Consider the following 20087-nt stretch of genomic DNA (forward strand, 5'->3'; position numbering starts at 1 on the left):
CCTGTTTCTGCCGGCCCTTACAGTGCGGTCACCGTACCTGAACCGGGGTCCCGGCTGCTTTATACAGATGTACAGCATTTTCAGCAGAATAGTATCTTTGCGGCTCATAAAAATAAGAAGCAGTTCATGAGCACACAAGCCTTTTCCGAACAGGAAAAAATAAGAAGAGAGAAGTTACAGAAATTAAGAGATGCAGGTATTGACCCTTATCCGGCCGCATTATTCCCGGTAAGCCATTACTCCGCCGACATAAAAAATAACTTTACTGAAGAAAAAAAGGACGATTTTGCCCATGTGTCCGTTGCCGGGCGTGTTATGAGCATTAATGACAAAGGCAAGGTCTTTTTTATAAAGATACAGGACAAACAGGGCCTGATCCAGCTATACATAAAACGCGATGAGCTTTGCCCTGGTGAAGACAAATCTTTTTGGGACAACGTGGTAAAGCACGGGCTGGACTTAGGCGATTTTATCGGCGTTACCGGTTATGTATTCATCACCAAAACCGGGGAAACCTCCATCCATACCCAAACGCTTACCCTGCTGGCAAAATCGCTGAAGCCGCTTCCAGTAGTAAAACGGGATGAGGAAGGGAATGTATTTGATGAAGTGACCGACCCGGAATTCAAATACCGCCAGCGTTATGTAGACCTGGTGATCAACCCGTCGGTAAAAGAAACGTTTATCAAGCGCACCAAACTGATCAATTCCATCCGTGAGTTTTTAAATGCACAGGGAGCATTAGAGGTAGATACCCCCGTTTTACAGGCTATTCCCGGTGGCGCGGCGGCCCGCCCTTTTGTTACCCACCATAACGCGCTGGATGTGCCTTTTTACCTGCGTATTGCCAATGAGCTGTATTTAAAACGCCTGATCGTGGGCGGTTTTGACTGGGTGTATGAGTTCAGCCGTAATTTCCGTAATGAAGGTATGGACCGCACTCATAACCCGGAATTTACCGTACTGGAATTTTACGTAGCCTACAAGGATTATTTCTGGATGATGGAAACCACGGAACAATTACTGGAAAAAGCCGCCCTGGATGTAAACGGAACTACAGATGCACAAATAGGTGATCAGACCATTTCCTTTAAAGCGCCCTATCCCCGCGTTTCCATTTATGATGCCATTAAAGAGCATACGGGTTTTGATGTAAGCGGTTTAACAGAAGAAGGCCTGCGCGATGTATGCGCCAAACTGGGCATTCATACGGATAAAACCATGGGTAAGGGAAAACTGATTGACGAGATCTTCAGCGAAAAATGTGAGCATCATTATATACAGCCTACATTCATTACTGACTACCCGGTAGAGATGAGCCCGTTGACCAAAAAGCACCGCGAAAAAGAAGGGCTGGTGGAGCGTTTTGAATTAATGGTAAACGGCAAAGAAATTGCCAACGCTTATTCAGAGCTGAATGATCCTGTTGAGCAACGTGTCCGCTTTGAAGAGCAGGCCAGGTTGCTGGAGCGCGGCGATGAGGAAGCCATGTATATCGACTATGATTTTCTGCGTGCGCTGGAGTATGGTATGCCACCTGCTTCCGGTATTGGCTTTGGTATTGACCGTTTGGTCATGTTACTGACCGGTCAGCCCTCCATACAGGATGTATTGTTCTTCCCACAAATGCGGCCGGAGAAGCAGGATTAAACAAACAAGACCTGTAAGGTTTTTAAACCTATAGCCTTTCGTCTTTTTTAAGCGCCGTTGCAGGCGCTTTTTTATACCATTCAGACTTTAAAAAGTGTTGCCATCCTGATTTTTTTATTTGCTGGCCAAACAAAAGAGCCGGTAAACCCCGGTTTAGAGAAATGCCTGTTGCTCCTCCCGGAAGCCGCCCTCTTCTTCCCAGGTATTATACGATAGTGAAATTTATTACAGGCAATAAAAAAGGGTAGCATTTTTGCGGGAAACTTTTTGGTCTGATTAAAATGTCATTTCCGTATTACAACCTAATTGGATACATCATTATTGCTGATACCGCGCTTATTTTTCTTTATGTCCCGCTTTAATTTTCCAAACCGGTAATTAATGCTGAATCCGGCTTTTCTGAAATATTCCTGGTTAAGGGTGGTTTCAGCAAAATCATAGGATGTAATTTCGGTACGGCTGTTTCTGAATTTCGTAAACGGGTTATTGATATATGCAGACAGGGACAATTTGTTTTCTATTAAATTTTTGCTCACACTAAAACCGGTTGCTGCATATCCGCTTACAGTTCCCTGTATCTGCGCCGGGGCCAGGTTTTTGCCATACAGATACACTGAAGCATTAACAATCCAGCCTTTGGTAAATGTATATTTGTTGGAAATGGTGGCCGTATATAACAGTTGCTGTGTTTTTACAATACGGAGATCAACAGCACTTTGGATCCAGAAATTGGCAATATTGCCGTTAATAACAGTTCGCAGGGCCTTTGTAATGGCCAGATTTAAATTATAATTGAGCATTAGGGCGGCAATTTTCCCGGAATTATCATAAGTGGTAAAAGTAACTTTTGAGGCTGTGTCGTAACGGGAGGTTTTCAGATCCAGATTGTTTGAAAACGCATAGCTGAGCCCGATGTTTATAGATTGTTTTTTATTGCTGCCATAGCCCAGGTCAAAATTGTGGATCAGTGAGGGTTTAAGGTCAGGATTTCCATAAGTGATAAAATTGGGGTCCGATAAGTTTACAAATGGATTCAGGCGGTTGATGCCCGGCCGTTTGAGGCGTTGGTTATACCCCAGACTGATATAGGTTCCGTTAGTATAGCTTTTGTTGATCACAACAGATGGAACCAGGCTAAAATAATTATTATTGACGGTTGTTTGAGTAGATGCGAAATCGATGTCATTGATGGTTTCCTCCAGCCGTGCGCCTGCTTTAAAGCCCCAGCTTTTTAAGGAAAAGGAGTAGGTATTATAAGCAGAAAGGATTGCCTGGTGGTTGGTAAACGCGTCCTGCTGCGCGGGATCATCCAGAAAGCGGTCGGTGGCAGAATCATATTCCATCGTATTAAATTGGCTTTTGTTGTCCCGGAAAATTGTTTTTATTCCCGCTTCCATTTTTACTTTTTTTATGTTCTGGATGTAATCTACCTGGCCGGTATGTTCCATTGTTGAAGTGTTATTGTATTGGTTAAAGTCGGTAACCGGGTAATTGATAGCCTTCAGAAAATCGTTATAGTCCGTGCTGCTGGTTTTGTACTGCATATACCGGTAAGAAACAGTTAACAGCCTGGATTTGTCATTCCGGAAACCCAGCTGGTAATTGAGGCCGCCATCAAACCCGTTATTACCGGCTATTGTCTTGCCTGCCATCGTAAACTGTTGCAGGGTTGTTGCTTCCTGTTGCAACACTGAAGAACGGTTGCGATTGTCTTTGCTGTTGAATTCATTCAGGTTGAGTTGTACCGTGAATAGTTGAAGCGAGTCCAGGTCATAGCTGAACTGTGTGCCTATATAGCGCCCGTTGTTACGGCTCTTATGATTTCCGGAAACGTTCAGGTGGGTAGGTTCGTCCCCGCTTGTTGTTCTGTTCGTAGTATTCGCTACCCGGGGGTTTGAGGAAAAACTGCCACCGCCATATAATTCAACGCCCAGCTTTTTATGTGTGGCTGTAAAAGAAAAGCCGCCGGAAGGGCCGCCGGAAGGAAAGCCTTCGCTGATGTTAGTGCTTCCTTTGTATCCTTCCCCAACTCTTTTTGTCGTTATGATATTAATAACCCCGCCCAATCCTTCAGCATCATACTTTGCCGGGGGTATGGTGTATACCTCAATACTTTGGATGGTGGATGCCGGTAATGTCTTTAAAAAATTCTTGGGATCATTATCCACTGCACCGGAGGGTTTTCCGTTGATCAGGATCCGGTAGCTGCTGTTGCCTTTTAACGTAAGGTTTTCCTGCCCGTCAACAGACAGGTAGGGTACTTTTTTCATAATATCCAGAACACTCCTGAATTTGCTTTCAGGGTCAGCCTCTGTATTGTATACCAGCTTGTCTGTTTCTTTTTTTATCAGCGGCCTTGCAGCTGTAACCGTTACATTTTGCAAATTCTTTCCGCTTTGCTGCAATGTTAACCTGCCGAGATCAAGCTTTCCGGATACCACCTGCCCCCAATGAATGGGTGTTGTAAAGGGCAGGTAAGCGGCACTGGTAATAGTTAATGACCCGCCCATTCCTCTTTTTATGGCAAATGAAAAGGCTCCGTGTTCATTAGTGGGGGTGGTAAAGATCACAGAATCGCCTTTTGCAAGTGTTATGGTAGCCCAGGCAACCGGTTGTTGTAATGAATCAGCGATCTGTCCTTTGATCAAAACCGAGTCTTTTGTTTGGGCAAAAAGAGGTGCTATACAGTGCCCTTGGATATAAAAAATAAAAGCAGTTTGCAGCAGATTTTTAAGGCTCATGATAAAAAAATTGCATGTAAACGTATTGCCGTATTATGGCTATACTGTGTAAAAAGTGATGAACAAAAAGTATTGTGATGTAGCCTCATTATTTTAAGGGATGAAATTTTTTTTAAAAGATATTTTTGTATACCTGCCTGCGATGTGTTGCGCCACAATTTTGGGCAATAAGCACCTTTTACAGGGTTTGCTGTATTTTTACAGAACCCTGTAAAAGGAATAGTGCAATAAATAAGTGCTGTTGTGCAGGCCGTATTGTTACTGCTCAGCTTTTTTCTTCAGCTCCTCCAGTTCTCTTTGTTTTTGTTCGATCTGCTTTCTGATAGCTTCTTTTGACGGGGATGCTGATTTTGTTGGTTCATTGTTGTAGTGGTAAATAACGCCGGGCGCGGCTGTTGCGGTATCTTTTGTGCTGTTATATCGGTAACTATTATTGCTGCTACCCGTAGTGTCGGCTGTTTTATTACTGCCCCCCCACCTGTAAGTGCTGTCGCCCTGGTTGGTACTACTTTCATTTACTACCGTTCCTGCGGCGCTTTCCAGGTCTCCGTTGCTGTTCATGGTATATTCTATATCCGCCTCGTAGTAGTTGTGGCTCCGTTGCCCGCGTATACGGCGGATGCCTTTCCCGTTTGTGTCAAAATCAATATCCAGCGGGTTTAATTTTTCCTGCACACTTTCATCCAGTTGTATTTTTTTTCCTGCCGGAACATAAACGGTTACCGTTATATGTTGAAAACGGTACTTGGCGCTTTTGTCAATAGCGTACCCGCTGGGCAGATCCAGTACGCTGTCTTTTGATGAAACGGTATACCGGATCTTATTCATTCTTGCCGCAGCATCTGCGTCAGTGCTGCCAAAGCTTCTTTTGGTAATGGAAACATGATAAAGCGAATCATCACTTTTCTCAAACTGCAATGCCACATCAGAGATCTTTAAAGTATCTTTCGTTAAGCTAAACCCGTCAATACGGTCGCTCCGGCTTTGCAGCCAGCTGAAATCTCCAACATATTCCAGCTCCGGTTCGGAAACGGTCAGGATCATCTTGCCGTTTTGGGGCTGGGTAATAGCCACCGGGGTTTCCGCCGCTTGTGTTCTTTTAAAATCTTTTGAAATGCTTGTTACAAATACCATCAGGAATACCCAGCCAAAAGCCCACAATCCGCCAAACAGGTAGTTCAGGTATTTGCCCGGTGTGGTTACGTTTAAGATGGTTCTTACCAGCCATACCACGCCCCCTACAATGGGAGCGCCAACAAAAAGCAACAGTGTGGCCCAGGCCAGGAACTGCTGGTTATCGCTGGTCCATAAGAAATTATTAAAGGGGGCAAAAGCATACCCGCTGAACAATAAAGCCATCAGGGCTACGAACAGGGAAATAATAATGGTGCCGAAAATGATCATGAAGATGATCTTTATGACCATTGCAATACCATACCCCAGGCCCCGCGCCCCCCTGCCAGCGGCACTTCCGAACTCACGTCCAAAGTTGCGCCCGTAAACCTTTCCTGTTTGCCCCAGGCGTGTGGCAGTGTCTGCCACTTCTTTACTCCAGTCCTTTACCCGGTCTTTTACATCATGCATAGAGTTCTGAACATTGTTCCGGATGCTGTTCAGGTCTACCGGCTGGCCATGCATTTCCATTTTTTCATAAGGGCTGATGGCCTCCGGCAGCACTATCCAAAGGACAATATAAATGGTAATAAAGGTTCCGGTTAATGAGCCGAACATCACGTTCGGGAAAAACCAGTCTCCGTCCTGTTTTAAGATCCCGTTCAGGATGCTTAGGAGGATCGGTGCGGCAAAGATCAGGCGGATCATGCGGGGCTCCTTGCCAAAATAGGCAGCAATACCGCTGCACACTCCCCCGATCTGTTTTTCATCAGGGTTACGGAATAACCGTTTTCCTTTGTAGCCTTCCATGTTCCGGGAAGGAAGGAAGATCCACAGTAATATATAAATAAATACCCCCGTGCCAAAGCCTCCCAAAGCAATAATGGCAAACAGCACCCGTACAATGGAGGGGTCTATATTCAGCCAGTGCGCAATACCGCTGCACACCCCTCCCAGCTTCTTATTGTTCTCATCCCTGTACAGCTTGCGGCTGCCATAAGAGGTGTTTGCATAATCATCTCCGGGGTACTGCTGCTGGTTTTCTGCTGTGGCAGCGCCTTCTTCCAGGTCTTCAGGGCGGCCCATGGTGGCGATCATCTCCTCCACATCAGCTTCGGTTATATGCGGGGCGCCCTTGCGCAGCTTGTCAGACATCAGCTCGGAAAACCGGCTTTCAATATCAGACAGGATCTCATCCTTTCCCGGCTCCTTTGCAAAATGGGCGCGCAGGCTGTCTAAGTACTGTTGTACTTTAGCTGCGGCCGTATCTTCAATGGTAATGCTGCGGCCTCCTAATTGTATATTGATGATCTGTTTCATTGTTTCTGTTTTGTAGTGGTTTTATTGCTTAAGGTATTTACTGCGTTTGAAAGTTCGTTCCAGGTTTGTTCCAGCTCCCTGTAAAAGCCTTCCCCTTTCTGAGTAAGGGAAAAATATTTCCTGGGCGGCCCGCTGCTGCTTTCTTCCCAGCGGTAGGTGAGCATTTCTGCGTTTTTTAGCCGGGTGAGCAAAGGGTAAAGCGTGCCTTCCAGGATCTGGAGCCCGGCGCTCCGCATTTCTTCAATAATGTCACTGGGGTACACTTCTCCTCTTTTTATAATCGATAAAATACAAAACTCAAGGATCCCTTTTCGCATCTGGCTCTGTGTATTCTCAATATTCATTGCTCATGGATTGTTTCCCAAAGATATTCAATGGATATAGTATTTGGCAATACATAGTACCTTGTTTGGTGCTTTTTATCGGTAAAGAAAAATAAAATGTCGGCGAATAGCGGTAGTTTCGTTGCTGATTTTTATTGGGCCGGCGGCAGTGCTGCTATCAGCATCCTTGTGTCACTCACTGGTGCATCGGTGCAGCGCCGGACAGGTTTGGTTCATGGCTCATGGTTGACCATCAGCGATGGACCATGGACTATCGACCCTACTTCACCTTTCAAAAACGACAAAGCATGAACGTATTTGTTACCAAACAGATCCCGGAAATCGGAATAAAGCTGTTAAAAGAGGCTGGCATAGCTGTAACTGTGGCGGATCAGTCATTAAACCAGGAGGCGCTAATCAGGGAAGTGCAGGGATATGACGCCTTATTAAGCGCGGGTTTTGTAAAGGCGGATGCGCATTTTTTAGAGGGTTGCAGGCATTTAAAAGTGCTTTCACTTTTTTCGGTAGGCTATGACAATGTGGATATTGATGCCGCAACGCGCCTGGGCATTCCCGTGGGCAATACACCCGGAGTGCTCAGCCGGGCCACTTCTGATATTGCTTTTTTATTAATGCTGGCGGTTGCCCGCAAGGCTTTTTATAATTACCGGAAAATTTTAGACAGTAAATGGAAAGAATTTGAGCCCATAGCAGACCTGGGGATAGAACTTTATGGAAAAACCCTGGGTGTTTTCGGTTTGGGGAAAATAGGACTGGAAATGGCAAAGAAATGCAGGGCGGCCTTTGATATGAAGGTCATTTACCACAACCGCAGGCCGCAGGAGGAGGCAGAAAAAGAGCTGGGCGCTCAATATGTTTCCTTTGATGAGCTGCTGACCCGGAGCGATGTGCTTTCTGTGCATGCCAACCTTTCACCGGAAACAAAAAATATTTTTAATAAGACAGCCTTCAGCAAAATGAAACCTAATGCTGTTTTTATAAATACGGCAAGGGGCGGTCTGCATAATGAAGCAGACCTGAAGGAAGCGCTGGACCATAAAATCATCTGGGGCGCAGGGCTGGATGTAACCAACCCGGAGCCGATGGCACCGGATAACCCGCTGTTAAAAATGCCTTCCGTTTGTGTGCTGCCGCACATTGGCTCTGCTACTGCAGAAACGCGGGACCAAATGGCCGTACTTGCCGCAAAAAATGTGATCGCCGGTTTAAATGGGGATCGGTTGCCTACTATTGTAAACCCGGAAGTGTATCAGCGGTAGAAGGACAATAATAACAGGATGCAACCCTGTCCCGATAGTCCCAATAAAAAAGCTGAATCTTTCGGGACCGGGATTATTTCAGCATCTATGTATATGATCGCCCAACAGACCCTGAAACAGGAATAGATCCCGGGACAAGCCCGGGATGACATCTTCAGGGTAACCCGTAAGAATAATTGTCATCCCCTCCTCCAAACGTTCGGATGTTTTTGCAGCGCAAATAAAAACTTGGCATGACCAGCTTTTTTGTCATCCGAATGATCGGATGCAAAGAACTTTGTGCCTTTATTGATACCTCACCACGCCATTTGTGAAAAAAAATTTTCACAGGGCTTTTTGTTCCGGGTTATATAAGCAGAAGCCTGGTTTCTGAAAATATAACTAACAAAACCGCAATGCTGTTAATGAACATCAAATCCATACAGCATTTATAGCAGACGCTTCTTTCTCAAAAAAAACTTGCGAACATTTGTTGTATGTTTGGGCGCTTGTTTAAAAACGGTAGTTCGTACTATTTTAAATTAAAAACACAAAGATCAAATGAAGAAAAGTTTTCTGTTGTTGCTGGTGATGATCACAGCAATGTTTCGCTCTTATGCTGATGAAGGCATGTGGCTCCCCCAGTTACTGGGCCGGCAGGTGTATAATGATATGGTGAAAAAAGGGCTAAAGCTGACCAAAGAACAATTGTATAGTGTGAACAAGAACTCGCTGAAAGATGCCATCATTATTTTTGGTGGCGGCTGCACCGGGGAAATCGTAAGCCCCGAAGGCCTCATCTTTACCAACCACCATTGCGGGTATGATGCTGTTGCTTCTGCCAGTACGGTGGATCATAACTACTTAAGAGATGGTTTTTATGCACGCAATAAAGGTGAAGAAATAAAAACCAACCTGAGTGTGCAGTTCCTGCTGCGCATTGAAGATGTGACCAAAGAGGTAATGGATGCCCTGGGTAATCTTAGCGGAACGGAGCGCGCCGATAAGCAATCTGAAGTATTAGCGGCGATCAATAAACGCATGAGCAATCCGGCTAATGCCATTGAAACCCGCGTGAGCCCTTTATTTAAAGGAAACCAGTACCTGGCATTTGTATACCAGCGCTATACAGACATCCGTTTAGTAGGCGTTCCGCCGGAAAGCGTTGGTAAGTTTGGAGGAGATACGGATAACTGGGAATGGCCGCGGCATACCGGCGATTATTCCATCTTTCGTGTATACACCAATAAACAGAACCAGCCGGCAGATTATGACCCCGCTAATGTTCCGTTGAAACCCAAATGGTTCCTGCCGGTTTCCCTGAAAGGAGTAAAGGAGGGCGACTTTACCATGATCTGGGGCTACCCGGGCGGCACCAACCGTTATGAATCTTCCTATGGGGTAAAGATGGCTACAGACATTAATAACCCAACATTGGTAGCATTGCGGGATGTGCGCCTGAAATACATGTTTGAGGATATGAAAAAAGATCCGGCTGTAAAATTAAAGCTGGCATCCAGTTACGCGGGCATCGCCAATTACTGGAAGTTTTTTGACGGAGAAACAAAACAGCTGCTGAAATATGACATTTACGGGCAGAAGAAAGCCGCAGAAGAAAAATTCAATGCATGGGCAAAAGGCAAACCGGAATATGAAAATATCTTTGCCGACTGGTCAAAGGCCTATGATGCCTGGAGGCCTTATGCAAAAAGCAGGGTTTACCTGTTAGAAGGCATCCTGGGGTCGCCTTTAGTAGCTTATGCTTCATCCCTGCTGCAACTGAACAATGCATTACAGAAAGGGGTATCCGGTGAGGAATTGACAAAACTGGTAAAAGCGGCCAGTGCAAAGCGCGATGAATTTCTGAAGGAGGAAGACAAACCTTCTGATCAAAAGATACTGGCAGCCGTGGCAAAACTATTTTATGAGCAGATCGATCCTGCACAGCATCCCCGGGAATTTTATGAAAAGGTGCAGCAAAGATACGGAGCGCTAAATGAAGAAGCTACTTACAAAAAATTTGCAGCAGCTGTATTTGACAGTACCCTGATCTTTGACGATGCAAAATGGAATGCATTTACTGCAAACCCGCAGGCCGCTGTATTGAGCGCAGACCCGGCCTTTGAGGTGGCCCAATCTTTTATTTCCAATTACCAGAAAAATATCGGTCCTAAATATGCAGAATTTATGGCAAAAAATAACGATTATGGCCGGTTATACATTAAAGGAGTGATGGCGATGGATCCTGTAAAAGCAAAAATGATGTACCCGGATGCTACGTTTACCATGCGTGTAAGCTATGGACAGGTAAAACCGTATCATCCCCGCGATGCGGTGTTTTATGATTATGTAACTACAGCAAAAGGCATTCTGGAAAAATACAAACCGGGCGATTATGAGTTTGATCTGCCAACAAAGCAGATTGAACTGTTAAAGAAAAAGGATTTCGGACAGTATGCGGATCCTGTTAGCAAGGACCTGGTGGTTGGGTTCATCTCCACCAATGATATTACAGGGGGTAACTCGGGCTCACCCGTCATTAACGGGAACGGGGAACTGGTTGGGCTGGCTTTTGACGGTAACTATGAAGCCATCAGCCATAAAATGGCTTACGATAAGGACCTGAACCGGACCATCAATGTGGATATCCGTTATGTGTTGTGGTGTATTGATAAATTAGGCGGAGCTACCCATATTATTAATGAGCTGAAGCTGGTTCGGTAAAAGAAGCGGCCCGGAATGCTTTGATGAATGAAGGGGTTGCCGGAACAGGGCAGCCCCTTTTTTATGATGAGTTGCAGAAAAAGATGCCGGTCTGTATAAAATTTCCTGATATCGAAAGTCGATTTCCGGATCTCGTAAATAAGGTTATCACTGTCGGTTTAGTTTCGCGCAAATTTTTATGGTGGAGCTAAGAATCAGATACGCAGCTGTGCTTATATTGTTTATTGTGCTATCCCAGCTCTCTTTTTCACAGGACGCAAGGCTGAAAGGCCGTATTATTACAGAAGATAAATCGGCACTCCCCTTTGCTACGATAGTACTGGACAGCACTGATTACGGCGCTACAGCAGATGAGAACGGCAATTATGCCATTACGAATATAAAACCGGGACATTACAGAGTCATTGTTACCGCTGTCAACTATCTGATATCAGAAAAAGAGGTGGATCTTACAAATGGTACACCCGCAACGATTGATTTTATTCTTGCTAAAAAAGGAACAGACCTGGAAGAAGTAAGAGTAACTTCCTACCATACGGCCCGGCAGGAAATAAAACAACAAACGATCAACACGCTGGCTTTCAAAGAGCAGCCTGCAACATTGGTAGAGTTAATGAACCGGAGCTCCGGTATAAGAATAAGACAGACAGGAGGATTAGGAAGCCAGAGCAACTTAATGCTGAATGGATTTCAGAACCGCTCTATAAAATTCTTTAAAGATGGAATTCCCCTGGACTACCTGGGTAGCGGATTTGATATTTCGCTGGTACCGGTCAATATGCTGGAAAGGGTGGAAGTTTTTAAAGGAGTGCTGCCTTTTTATTTGGGGGCCGATGCCCTGGGAGGGGCTGTAAATATGGTGAGCCGGAATAATATGCAGGATTTTTTAAATGCTTCCTATGAAATTGGCTCTTTTAATACGCACCGGGTTTCCTTAAACGCATTTCATATAAACAAAGCGGGTAAGCTGTTTGTAGGCGCAAATGCCTTTTACAATTATTCTGATAATGATTATAAGGCTGATGTGCAGACCCTGGATTCCGTTACAGGAACAAAGGAGGATTACAGGGCTAAGTTATTTCATAACAGGTTCTCCAATGTGTATGCAGAAGCCTATGCCGGCCTGAGAAATTTATCCTGGGCAGATGAGCTGAAACTGTCGGTAACCGCGTTTTTGATTAACAAACAACTGCAGTTTGGCAGTACCATGGATCAGCCGTTTGGTGCGGCAAAGGCGCGGCAAAAGGCCATAATTCCTACTTTAAATTATAAAAAGAATTTGTGGAACGACCGGTTTTCGGTCAATCAGTTCCTGGCATACAGTTCCCTTAATGCTGAAACTGTTGATACGGCCCATGGCAGCTATGACTGGACAGGTGCTTACACGTACAATCCATCCAGTGTTGGAGAAATTACATCCAGGGGAACATTGTCCGATATTGATTTCCAAAATTACATTTCAAGAACCAACCTGTCGTACAAATTCAATACAAAGCACCAGCTCCATTTTAATGCCGTTTATAATAAATACAGGAGGGTTGGGGAAGACCCCTATGGCAATAAATTTAAAAACGGGGTGGATGCGCTTGCGCGCCCGGCAAATTATGATAAACTGATTGTTGCCCTGGGCCTTTCTTCCGGGTTTTTAGACAACAGGCTGCAAAACAGCCTGGCTATAAAATGGTTTACCTATCAGACCCGGGCAACAGATGCCGATTTCCAGGGCAATGAAGTAACCACAAAAAATAATAAAGCAGCCTGGGGCATAGCAGAGGGCATCCGTTATACCCTGAGCAGGTATGCGTCACTTTACTTATCAGGAGAATCAGCTCTGAGGTTGCCGGAACTGGACGAATTGTTTGGAGATGGCAATTTAAAGCTCTCTAATTTTAACCTGAAACCGGAGCGGAGCCTGAACCTCAGCCTGAGCTATAAGGTTTCAGTGCCTGAAAAATATACAGCAGAGGTCAATACTTTTTACCGCCATACAAAGGATATGATCCTTTTAATGCCGTATAACGTTCTGTTCTCCCAGAGCCAGAACGTGCAAAACGTTCGTGGATACGGGTTAGATGCAGATGGGAGGTATTTCATCACGCACTGGTTAGATGTAAATGCCAATTTCACTTATCAGAACTTAAGAGCAGTGAACACCGGCTATGCGCTAACAGAAGGTGCACGCCTGCGGAATACACCTTATTTTTTTGCAAATGCCGGCGTCAATTCAAAATTTCAGGCGGTTGCATTAAAGGAAGATAAGCTGAATGTGTACTGTTATTATTCATTTGTGCGCGAATACTACCTGGATTATATACCCAAAGATTTTGAGCCGAAAGGCTTCCTGGGGCTGTTTGGCAGGGCCAGGTTAGATGCGCACAATATCATTCCCAATCAGCATCTGGTAACAGCAGGCGTTACTTATTTCCCTGAAAAAAACCGCTACTCTATTGGGTTCCAGGTAAAGAACCTGCTTGATGCCCGCATTTACGACAACTTTAAAATACAAAATCCCGGAAGAAGCTTTTCTGTTAAACTCAATTATTCATTATAAATTTTAATCAGTTCTTTTTATGAAAAAAATTATACATTACGGTTTTATTGCATTACTCCTAAGCTGGGTATTTATTTCCTGTAGTAAAAGTGATAACTCAGGTACTGATAATCCTGAGGACAAAGGAACATACAATTATGTATTGTTTACCAATACGCAGGATTTAGGGTCTCCAGGTTATATGACCGCCTATAATAAAATGCCGGAAGGAGATTTTAAAAGTACAGTCACTAATTCGCTTCATTTTCAAGTAGCCTTTGGGTTTACAAAATTCGGAAAATGGATCTTCAATCGCAGCAACACAGATGGTGAAGCCGGCATTCAAAAACTTACAGTAGATGATAAAGGAATAATAACGGATGCCGGGTTTCTTGCCAACGGCCAGATGTTTCATATAGTAGATGAAACGCACGGATATTACCTGGATCCTAAGAGAAGTAATATGAAGATCCAGATCTTTAACCCCACCTCTATGCAACGCACCGGTGAAATTGATCTGTCTTCCCTGGCGGTTGACCAGTCAGTTGCACCCTATCAGTCTGTCGGGCAGCACACCATTGCTTCTAAAGAAGGTAAATTGTATGTAGGCGTATCTTATACAACTGCACAGGGGGCCGGTTATAGCGGGCCTGTATTTAACTATGTTACATTAGCGGTAATAGATCTTGCCACTAATAAGCTGGAAAAAACAATCAAATACGATGGACTAAAATCATTGGGCTGGGGATCCAGCGCCAATAAGATGTGGACCCTGGGCGATGACGGGGCGCTTTATTTTTATGCATCGGGCCTGGCAGAAGGCGCTACCAATTCTGCCATTATAAGGATTAAAAAAGGGGAGACCGATTTTGATAAGAACTGGATATTCCGGGCTTCAACTATACAGGCAAAGAACTCCCTGGTTATGGCGCTGATAAAAAATGGCAAAATGTACATTCAGTCTCCTTCTGAGCCGATAACAGAGAACCTCAGCAACCTGGCTACCCCCATATGGGATTATTATGCAGTGGATATCAATACGCTGAAAGCAACCAGAATAACCGGTATGCCCAAAACAAGATATATTCATTCCAATGAACAGGGAATTGTAGAAATAGATGGGAAAATATACCTGTGGATGGCGAATGCCAATACCAAAGAAAACGGGTACTATGTGCTGGATGCAGCAACGAATACCGCTACCAGAGCATTTAATGTTACAGATGCGGGGCTGGTATCAGGCTTTTTAAAGCTGGACGATTAATCCATAAATAACAATGAAAGTAACCACAGCAAAAAAATGGTTTGGCTGGCATAAGTGGACCAGCCTTATCTGCACCCTGTTCTTATTGATCTGGTGCCTTACAGGGCTGCCGCTTATATTCCATCATGAAATAGACGAATGGCTGGAGCCGGAGCAGCATTCCTCCATCACTTCCGGAACCCCCCAAAGCCTGGACGCATTATTGCAGAAAGCGCAAAAAGACAATCCGGACAGGATACCGAGGTATGTTTTCTGGGATGAGGAGGCTCCGGAAAAACTGATGTTTGATTTTGCACCCAGCATGGATGCAGAATATACAAAAAGTAAATACGTCGCCTTTAATATATACACAGGTGAGTCCATGCCCTCCGTTAACCCGAACAGTATCATGACAAAGATACTGCGTATTCATGCCGACCTGTTCCTGGGAATCGGGGGTAAGCTGTTTTTGGGCCTGATAGGCCTTGTATTCATCATTGCCATTATAAGCGGCGTGGTGCTGTATGGCCGCATCATGAAAAAATTTGATTTTGGAATGGTGCGCAAATACAGATCAAAACGGTTGCGGTGGCTGGACACGCATAACCTTATTGGCATTATAACCCTTTGCTGGGCTTCGGTTGTGGGCTTTACGGGTATCATCAATTGTTTGTCTGACGTAATGCTGGCTTTATGGCAGCAGGGACAGCTAAAGGAAATGACAGCGCCTTACGCCCATCAAAAGCCCGTTGAAGGTAAACTGGCATCGCTTGATAGTGCCGTAGCGGTAGCACAGCGCGCCGCGCCTGATATGGAAACGCGGATCATTGCTTACCCGGGCAGCATCTTCTCAAGCAAACATCATTATGCCGTGTTTATGAAAGGAAAAACGCCTCTTACCTCCCGTTTGCTGAAACCGGCACTGATTGATGCCAAAACCGGAAAGCTAACCGATATAAGGGAAATGCCCTGGTATGTGAATACACTATTCATTTCAGAGCCGTTACATTTTGGTGATTATGGGGGAATGCCCCTCAAAGTGATCTGGGGTTTATTTGATATCGCCACCATTGTAGTGCTGGTAACGGGGCTGTATTTATGGATCAACAGGCGTAAAGCCGCCAGACAGCAGTGGACACTTATTGAAGAACGGGAAAGGATAACAGAAGAAGATGAAACAATATAAAAAAAATGTTTTTGTCAGATTGTGGGGAATGCCCGTAGTATTGTTTATACTCACACTTGCCGGGCTGATCCTTTGTTTGGTAAAGGAGGGCGTTTGGGACGTGCTTGCCTGGATAGCACTGGCCCTTCCAATGGTTCTTATCCTGAAATACCTGTACTGGCAAAAAAATAAGGAAAAATAAAGGTTACCGGTGTCGGAAAAGCTATGTGAGGTGTCTTTGCCGCACATGATTATAGTATCGCCTCCGGCGATTTTATGGGTACTCCGCTATCTTTTTCTGTTTGAGAAAACTATAGTAAACTAGCAGTACAGCCCGCGTAGGAAAATGCCGATTGAAAAACAAAAAATTGCCAAAGACGGTTGCTATGGATTTTCAAGATTTGCCTTGCTGTTAACTCAATTAATTTTTTATAAGATGAAAACACTTATAATCAGCGATGAAAGTGTAATGAATAAAATTTATACGTTAAGAGGGCAAAAGTTATGCTGGACAGGAATTTGGCGGAAATGTATGGAGTGGAAACCAGAAGACTAAATGAGCAGGTAAAACGTAATGCCGGCCGGTTTCCGGAAAGTTTTATGTTTAAACTTACAGACGCAGAGGTAGATTGAGGGGCGGCCAAAAAGTCTGTTTATAGTGGATTGTCGTTCTGAACTTGTTTCAGAATCTATTGACAATCAGACGCTACTTTAGATGCTGAAATAAATTCAGCATGACAAAAGGGACTTTTTGGTCACCCCTCCGGCTGGTTCTGGGGGGTTCATTACCCGGTGTGTTTACTGAACATGGAGTATTGATGCTGGCCAATGTTTTAAAAAGCAGTAAAGCTATAGAAGTAAGTATAAAAATTATAGACATTTTTGTCCGGCTGCGCGAAGCATTGCTTGGCAACAAAAAGGTATTACTAAAATTAGAGCAATTGGACAAAAAGCTTATTAGTATGGAGCATGATGTAAAAATGCATGATGGAGCAATTAAAACTATTTTTGAGTTGATCAAGGAAATTATGGATGAAAAGCTGCGTCCCCGGTCCCGTAACTCCATCGGGTTTAAAACAAAAGCCGCAGGCCAATAAGTTTTTCCAACAGCCTGTTTTGTCTTCCAGGTCGCCCTTGTGCCACCCCGGGTATTTATACGCCGCTACTCACCGTTTTTTTATAAACCTGAACAATTGTACTTTTAGTGCATGCAGGAGTTGACTATTACAAAAATTAATTGTTACAAATTATTTATTCCCTTAAAGGAACCCTTTGTTATTTCCCTGGGCCCGTTATACAATGCAGAAAGCGTTATTGTAAAAATTGAAACCGATGCGGACATAACAGGTTGGGGGGAGTGCAGCCCTTTTATGAGCATTAACGGGGAATCTGCCGGTACCGGCCTGGTAGTGGCAAAATATTTGGAAAAAGCACTGCTGGGAAAAAACCCGCTGAACATTGCGGCACGTATTGCAGATATGGATGCGGTCATTTACGCTAACAGGAGCATCAAAAGCGCTTTGGATATGGCTTTATATGACATTGCCGCCAAACATGCAGGGTTGCCATTGTACAAATTCCTGGGAGGAGAAAAGAATAAGGTCATTGCCACAGATTATACCGTTAGTGTGGGCGCGCCTGCTAAAATGGCGGCAGATGCCGTAAAGATAAAAGAACAGGGGTTCCCGGTCATAAAAGTAAAAATAGGAAAAAGCGGCCCGCAGGATGTGGAACGTATAAAAGCCATCCGTGATGCTGTAGGGTATGCTATTCCCCTGCGGGTAGATGCCAACCAGGGCTGGGCGGTGGATGAAGCCATTGAAACGTTAAAGGCATTGGAACCGTTCAATATTCAGCATTGTGAAGAGCCCGTTGCCCGCTGGAATTTTATGGAGCTGCCTAAAATAAAAGCTCAAAGCCCTATTCCCCTGATGTCTGATGAAAGCTGCTGCGATCAGCATGATGCAAAACGGCTGATTGATTTAAAAGCCTGTGACCGCATCAATATTAAGCTGGGTAAAAGCGGGGGTATTTATAATGCCCTGCAAATGATACAGCTTGCGGAAGCAGCGGGTATGGGAATACAGATCGGCGCGTTCCTCGAATCAAGACTGGCCATGACGGCCTTTGCTCACCTGGCGCTTTGCAGCCCTAATATCGTATATTTTGACTTTGATACAGCGCTGATGTTCAGCGAAGACCCGGTAGAGGGCGGAATGATCTATAAGGAGCATGGGATTATTGAGGTGCCGGACGCACCCGGGATTGGCGCAGTGGTGAAAGCGGCATTTTTGAAACAGGAATGATTTTACGGTTGCCAAAAGTAACAAAAGGATAAAGCAAAGCAACAGGCTTCGCTTAGCCGGGTAAACCGGCCGGCGATCCTTATAAAAACGCAGTGGTTGATGCAGGATACCTACTCCAGTAACAGGATCATTCTTCAAAAGCTTACGGTTGCAGATGCCCTCCCGTTCTATACTCTTTATACCTATAGAAAAGAGCGCACTGACTTTACGGAAAACCCTTTCCGTAAAGATGAGCGCCCGGCCGCGTTCACGGAAAGGATCATTGCGCTTTGCGAATGTATTTTTACGGTACGGATAAAGGAAAAACCGGAACAGATAATAGGCGATTGTGCCCTGCACGATTGGGATCCGGCAACCGGTGAAATTGAGATCGGAGGTTCCCTGTTTCCTGAGTTTTGGGGACTGGGACTGATGCATGCCGCTTTTGAATTGCTGATCGGAATTGCAAAAAATGAATTTTTGGCAAAGGCCATAATCGGCAAAACAAATGTGGACAACAGAAATGCGATCCGGCTGGTACAAAAAATGGGCTTTCAAAAAGACCGTGTTTCCGGGAACGGGATCATCATGCGCAAGCAGTTATGATAAATAACTCTCAATGGATTTATCCGGGATAAATGTATTTCAAAAAAAAGTATTTTTAATCAACAAACAGTTGTGCCATGAAAAAATTTATACTGCTTCCGGTTTTTATCACTTTTTTATGTTTGTCTGCTTTTTCTCAGGATATAAAGAATCAACTTACAGATAAACCCCGCCCCATTGATTCGATAGAAGTGGTATATAAAAAAACGATTCTGTTTTAGCAAAACCGTCGCCCGCATTTTATGTTAATGGCGTTCATATAATCAGCTTAAGCATATTAAATCCGAAGCGTATAGCATCAATGAGGGTAGAAAAAGGAATTTTTGAGGAAGAGGGTATAAAACACAATGGCAAAGTTTATATACAAACAAAAGATAGTTGCCTGCCACAGGTTCTTTCACTTTCTGCTCTGGCAAAAAAATATACAAATGTAGCAGACGCACCGGTGCTGTTCACCATAAAATGGGAACCAGGTTAATGAAAATTACGATAAGGCAATGATCATAGAGCAGGATGTGCTGAAAATAGTGGTTGATGATTTTATTGTAGAAAAACAAAAAGGGGTTAAGCTGATCAAGAAAATAGCCGGAAATCAAGGCAAATAATGATCCGGGGCAGCGAATCGGCCTTTTTGAATAATACCAAAAAGTAATGTCATGCTGAGTTCATTGAAATGACAAATTCTCTTCTCTTCAATCGTCATCCCGAGTAAACTATTGGTGGCCTAAATCAATGAGGCGATGACAAAAAAGTGCCGTCACCTTGGGCGCAGCCTGCCCGAATGGTACAGGCAGGCGTAGCGATCCCGAACGTTCGGGACGAAAGGTCTCAGAGTTGAAGAGATGCTTCGGCTACGCTCAGCATAACGAAAGTATAATTGGTTTTCAATGCATAATGCCCTCTGTCATTGGCAGCGCATCCCGCGTTAGCAGGAGAAGTCGAGAGATCTCTGTAATATCAGAGATTTACCTTCGGTGAATCCGATGACTATCAGATGGCGGAACTATTGTTGATCTCAAAACAATACAGTATTTGTCATTAACAGGCGCAAATAAAGGGCATTAAGTTCATTCGTATGACAAGTTTTTTTTAATCGTCATCCCGACCAAACCCGCTTTCAGCGGGTGC

General features: G+C 44.4%; 15 protein-coding genes. 12 read left to right on the top strand and 3 right to left on the bottom strand.

Annotation, left to right across the window (positions count from 1 at the left end; genetic code table 11):
• Nucleotides 1-126 precede the first annotated feature (126 nt).
• Nucleotides 127-1650 carry a lysine--tRNA ligase gene (lysS, locus tag A8C56_RS21630; protein WP_067760612.1) on the top strand — a complete coding sequence of 508 codons (1524 nt, stop codon included), beginning with the start codon at nucleotides 127-129 and terminating at the stop codon, nucleotides 1648-1650.
• A 302-nt stretch (nucleotides 1651-1952) separates the two neighbouring features.
• Here the strand turns inward: lysS and A8C56_RS21635 are convergent, their stop codons facing one another.
• The 3 genes from A8C56_RS21635 to A8C56_RS21645 form a co-directional block, all read right to left on the bottom strand.
• Nucleotides 1953-4298 carry an outer membrane beta-barrel protein gene (locus A8C56_RS21635; protein WP_169818821.1) on the bottom strand — a complete coding sequence of 782 codons (2346 nt, stop codon included), beginning with the start codon at nucleotides 4296-4298 and terminating at the stop codon, nucleotides 1953-1955.
• Nucleotides 4299-4649: 351 nt separating this feature from the next.
• On the bottom strand, nucleotides 4650-6824 hold the full coding sequence (locus tag A8C56_RS21640) for a PspC domain-containing protein (protein ID WP_067760615.1): 2175 nt from the start codon (nucleotides 6822-6824) through the stop codon (nucleotides 4650-4652).
• A complete protein-coding gene (locus A8C56_RS21645; protein WP_067760617.1) occupies nucleotides 6821-7168 on the bottom strand; it encodes a PadR family transcriptional regulator in 348 nt (115 codons plus the stop codon). Before A8C56_RS21645 ends, A8C56_RS21640 begins: the two co-directional genes overlap by 4 nt.
• Before the next feature lie 287 nt (nucleotides 7169-7455).
• Here A8C56_RS21645 and A8C56_RS21650 point away from each other — a divergent pair, with 287 nt between their 5' ends.
• From A8C56_RS21650 to A8C56_RS24735, 11 genes are all read left to right on the top strand, one after another.
• Entirely contained in the window at nucleotides 7456-8427 is a 972-nt protein-coding gene (locus A8C56_RS21650) for a 2-hydroxyacid dehydrogenase (RefSeq protein ID WP_067760619.1), read from the top strand.
• A gap of 540 nt (nucleotides 8428-8967) precedes the next feature.
• Nucleotides 8968-11130 (top strand): S46 family peptidase, encoded by a 2163-nt coding sequence (locus A8C56_RS21655; RefSeq protein ID WP_067760621.1) that lies wholly within the window; start codon nucleotides 8968-8970, stop codon nucleotides 11128-11130.
• Between the two features lie 208 nt (nucleotides 11131-11338).
• Nucleotides 11339-13681 carry a TonB-dependent receptor gene (locus tag A8C56_RS21660; protein WP_169818822.1) on the top strand — a complete coding sequence of 781 codons (2343 nt, stop codon included), beginning with the start codon at nucleotides 11339-11341 and terminating at the stop codon, nucleotides 13679-13681.
• Nucleotides 13682-13700: 19 nt separating this feature from the next.
• Nucleotides 13701-14924 (top strand): DUF4374 domain-containing protein, encoded by a 1224-nt coding sequence (locus tag A8C56_RS21665; RefSeq protein WP_067760625.1) that lies wholly within the window; start codon nucleotides 13701-13703, stop codon nucleotides 14922-14924.
• A 13-nt stretch (nucleotides 14925-14937) separates the two neighbouring features.
• Nucleotides 14938-16089 carry a PepSY-associated TM helix domain-containing protein gene (locus tag A8C56_RS21670; RefSeq protein ID WP_067760627.1) on the top strand — a complete coding sequence of 384 codons (1152 nt, stop codon included), beginning with the start codon at nucleotides 14938-14940 and terminating at the stop codon, nucleotides 16087-16089.
• A complete protein-coding gene (locus A8C56_RS21675) occupies nucleotides 16076-16270 on the top strand; it encodes a hypothetical protein (RefSeq protein WP_067760629.1) in 195 nt (64 codons plus the stop codon). The genes A8C56_RS21670 and A8C56_RS21675 overlap by 14 nt, the downstream gene beginning before the upstream one ends.
• Before the next feature lie 326 nt (nucleotides 16271-16596).
• Nucleotides 16597-16701 (top strand): ORF6N domain-containing protein, encoded by a 105-nt coding sequence (locus A8C56_RS25195; RefSeq protein WP_245645921.1) that lies wholly within the window; start codon nucleotides 16597-16599, stop codon nucleotides 16699-16701.
• A 101-nt stretch (nucleotides 16702-16802) separates the two neighbouring features.
• Nucleotides 16803-17165 carry a hypothetical protein gene (locus A8C56_RS21680; protein WP_067760631.1) on the top strand — a complete coding sequence of 121 codons (363 nt, stop codon included), beginning with the start codon at nucleotides 16803-16805 and terminating at the stop codon, nucleotides 17163-17165.
• Nucleotides 17166-17276: 111 nt separating this feature from the next.
• Nucleotides 17277-18374 (top strand): mandelate racemase/muconate lactonizing enzyme family protein, encoded by a 1098-nt coding sequence (locus A8C56_RS21685; RefSeq protein WP_084490339.1) that lies wholly within the window; start codon nucleotides 17277-17279, stop codon nucleotides 18372-18374.
• Between the two features lie 99 nt (nucleotides 18375-18473).
• Entirely contained in the window at nucleotides 18474-18959 is a 486-nt protein-coding gene (locus tag A8C56_RS21690) for a GNAT family N-acetyltransferase (protein ID WP_067760633.1), read from the top strand.
• Between the two features lie 301 nt (nucleotides 18960-19260).
• Nucleotides 19261-19437, top strand: a complete 177-nt coding sequence (locus A8C56_RS24735) for a hypothetical protein (RefSeq protein ID WP_169818823.1) — start codon at nucleotides 19261-19263, stop codon at nucleotides 19435-19437.
• Nucleotides 19438-20087: the final 650 nt, after the last annotated feature.

The organism is Niabella ginsenosidivorans, from assembly GCF_001654455.1.
Lineage (GTDB): Bacteria > Bacteroidota > Bacteroidia > Chitinophagales > Chitinophagaceae > Niabella > Niabella ginsenosidivorans.

Coding starts and splice junctions, on each gene's coding strand:
- lysS (WP_067760612.1), top strand. CDS start 127: ATGAGCACACAAGCCTTTTCCGAACAGGAAAAAATAAGAAGAGAGAAG.
- A8C56_RS21665 (WP_067760625.1), top strand. CDS start 13,701: ATGAAAAAAATTATACATTACGGTTTTATTGCATTACTCCTAAGCTGG.
- A8C56_RS21650 (WP_067760619.1), top strand. CDS start 7,456: ATGAACGTATTTGTTACCAAACAGATCCCGGAAATCGGAATAAAGCTG.
- A8C56_RS21685 (WP_084490339.1), top strand. CDS start 17,277: ATGCAGGAGTTGACTATTACAAAAATTAATTGTTACAAATTATTTATT.
- A8C56_RS21640 (WP_067760615.1), bottom strand. CDS start 6,824: ATGAAACAGATCATCAATATACAATTAGGAGGCCGCAGCATTACCATT.
- A8C56_RS21645 (WP_067760617.1), bottom strand. CDS start 7,168: ATGAATATTGAGAATACACAGAGCCAGATGCGAAAAGGGATCCTTGAG.
- A8C56_RS21690 (WP_067760633.1), top strand. CDS start 18,474: ATGCAGGATACCTACTCCAGTAACAGGATCATTCTTCAAAAGCTTACG.
- A8C56_RS21670 (WP_067760627.1), top strand. CDS start 14,938: ATGAAAGTAACCACAGCAAAAAAATGGTTTGGCTGGCATAAGTGGACC.
- A8C56_RS25195 (WP_245645921.1), top strand. CDS start 16,597: ATGTATGGAGTGGAAACCAGAAGACTAAATGAGCAGGTAAAACGTAAT.
- A8C56_RS21655 (WP_067760621.1), top strand. CDS start 8,968: ATGAAGAAAAGTTTTCTGTTGTTGCTGGTGATGATCACAGCAATGTTT.
- A8C56_RS21675 (WP_067760629.1), top strand. CDS start 16,076: ATGAAACAATATAAAAAAAATGTTTTTGTCAGATTGTGGGGAATGCCC.
- A8C56_RS24735 (WP_169818823.1), top strand. CDS start 19,261: ATGAGGGTAGAAAAAGGAATTTTTGAGGAAGAGGGTATAAAACACAAT.
- A8C56_RS21680 (WP_067760631.1), top strand. CDS start 16,803: ATGACAAAAGGGACTTTTTGGTCACCCCTCCGGCTGGTTCTGGGGGGT.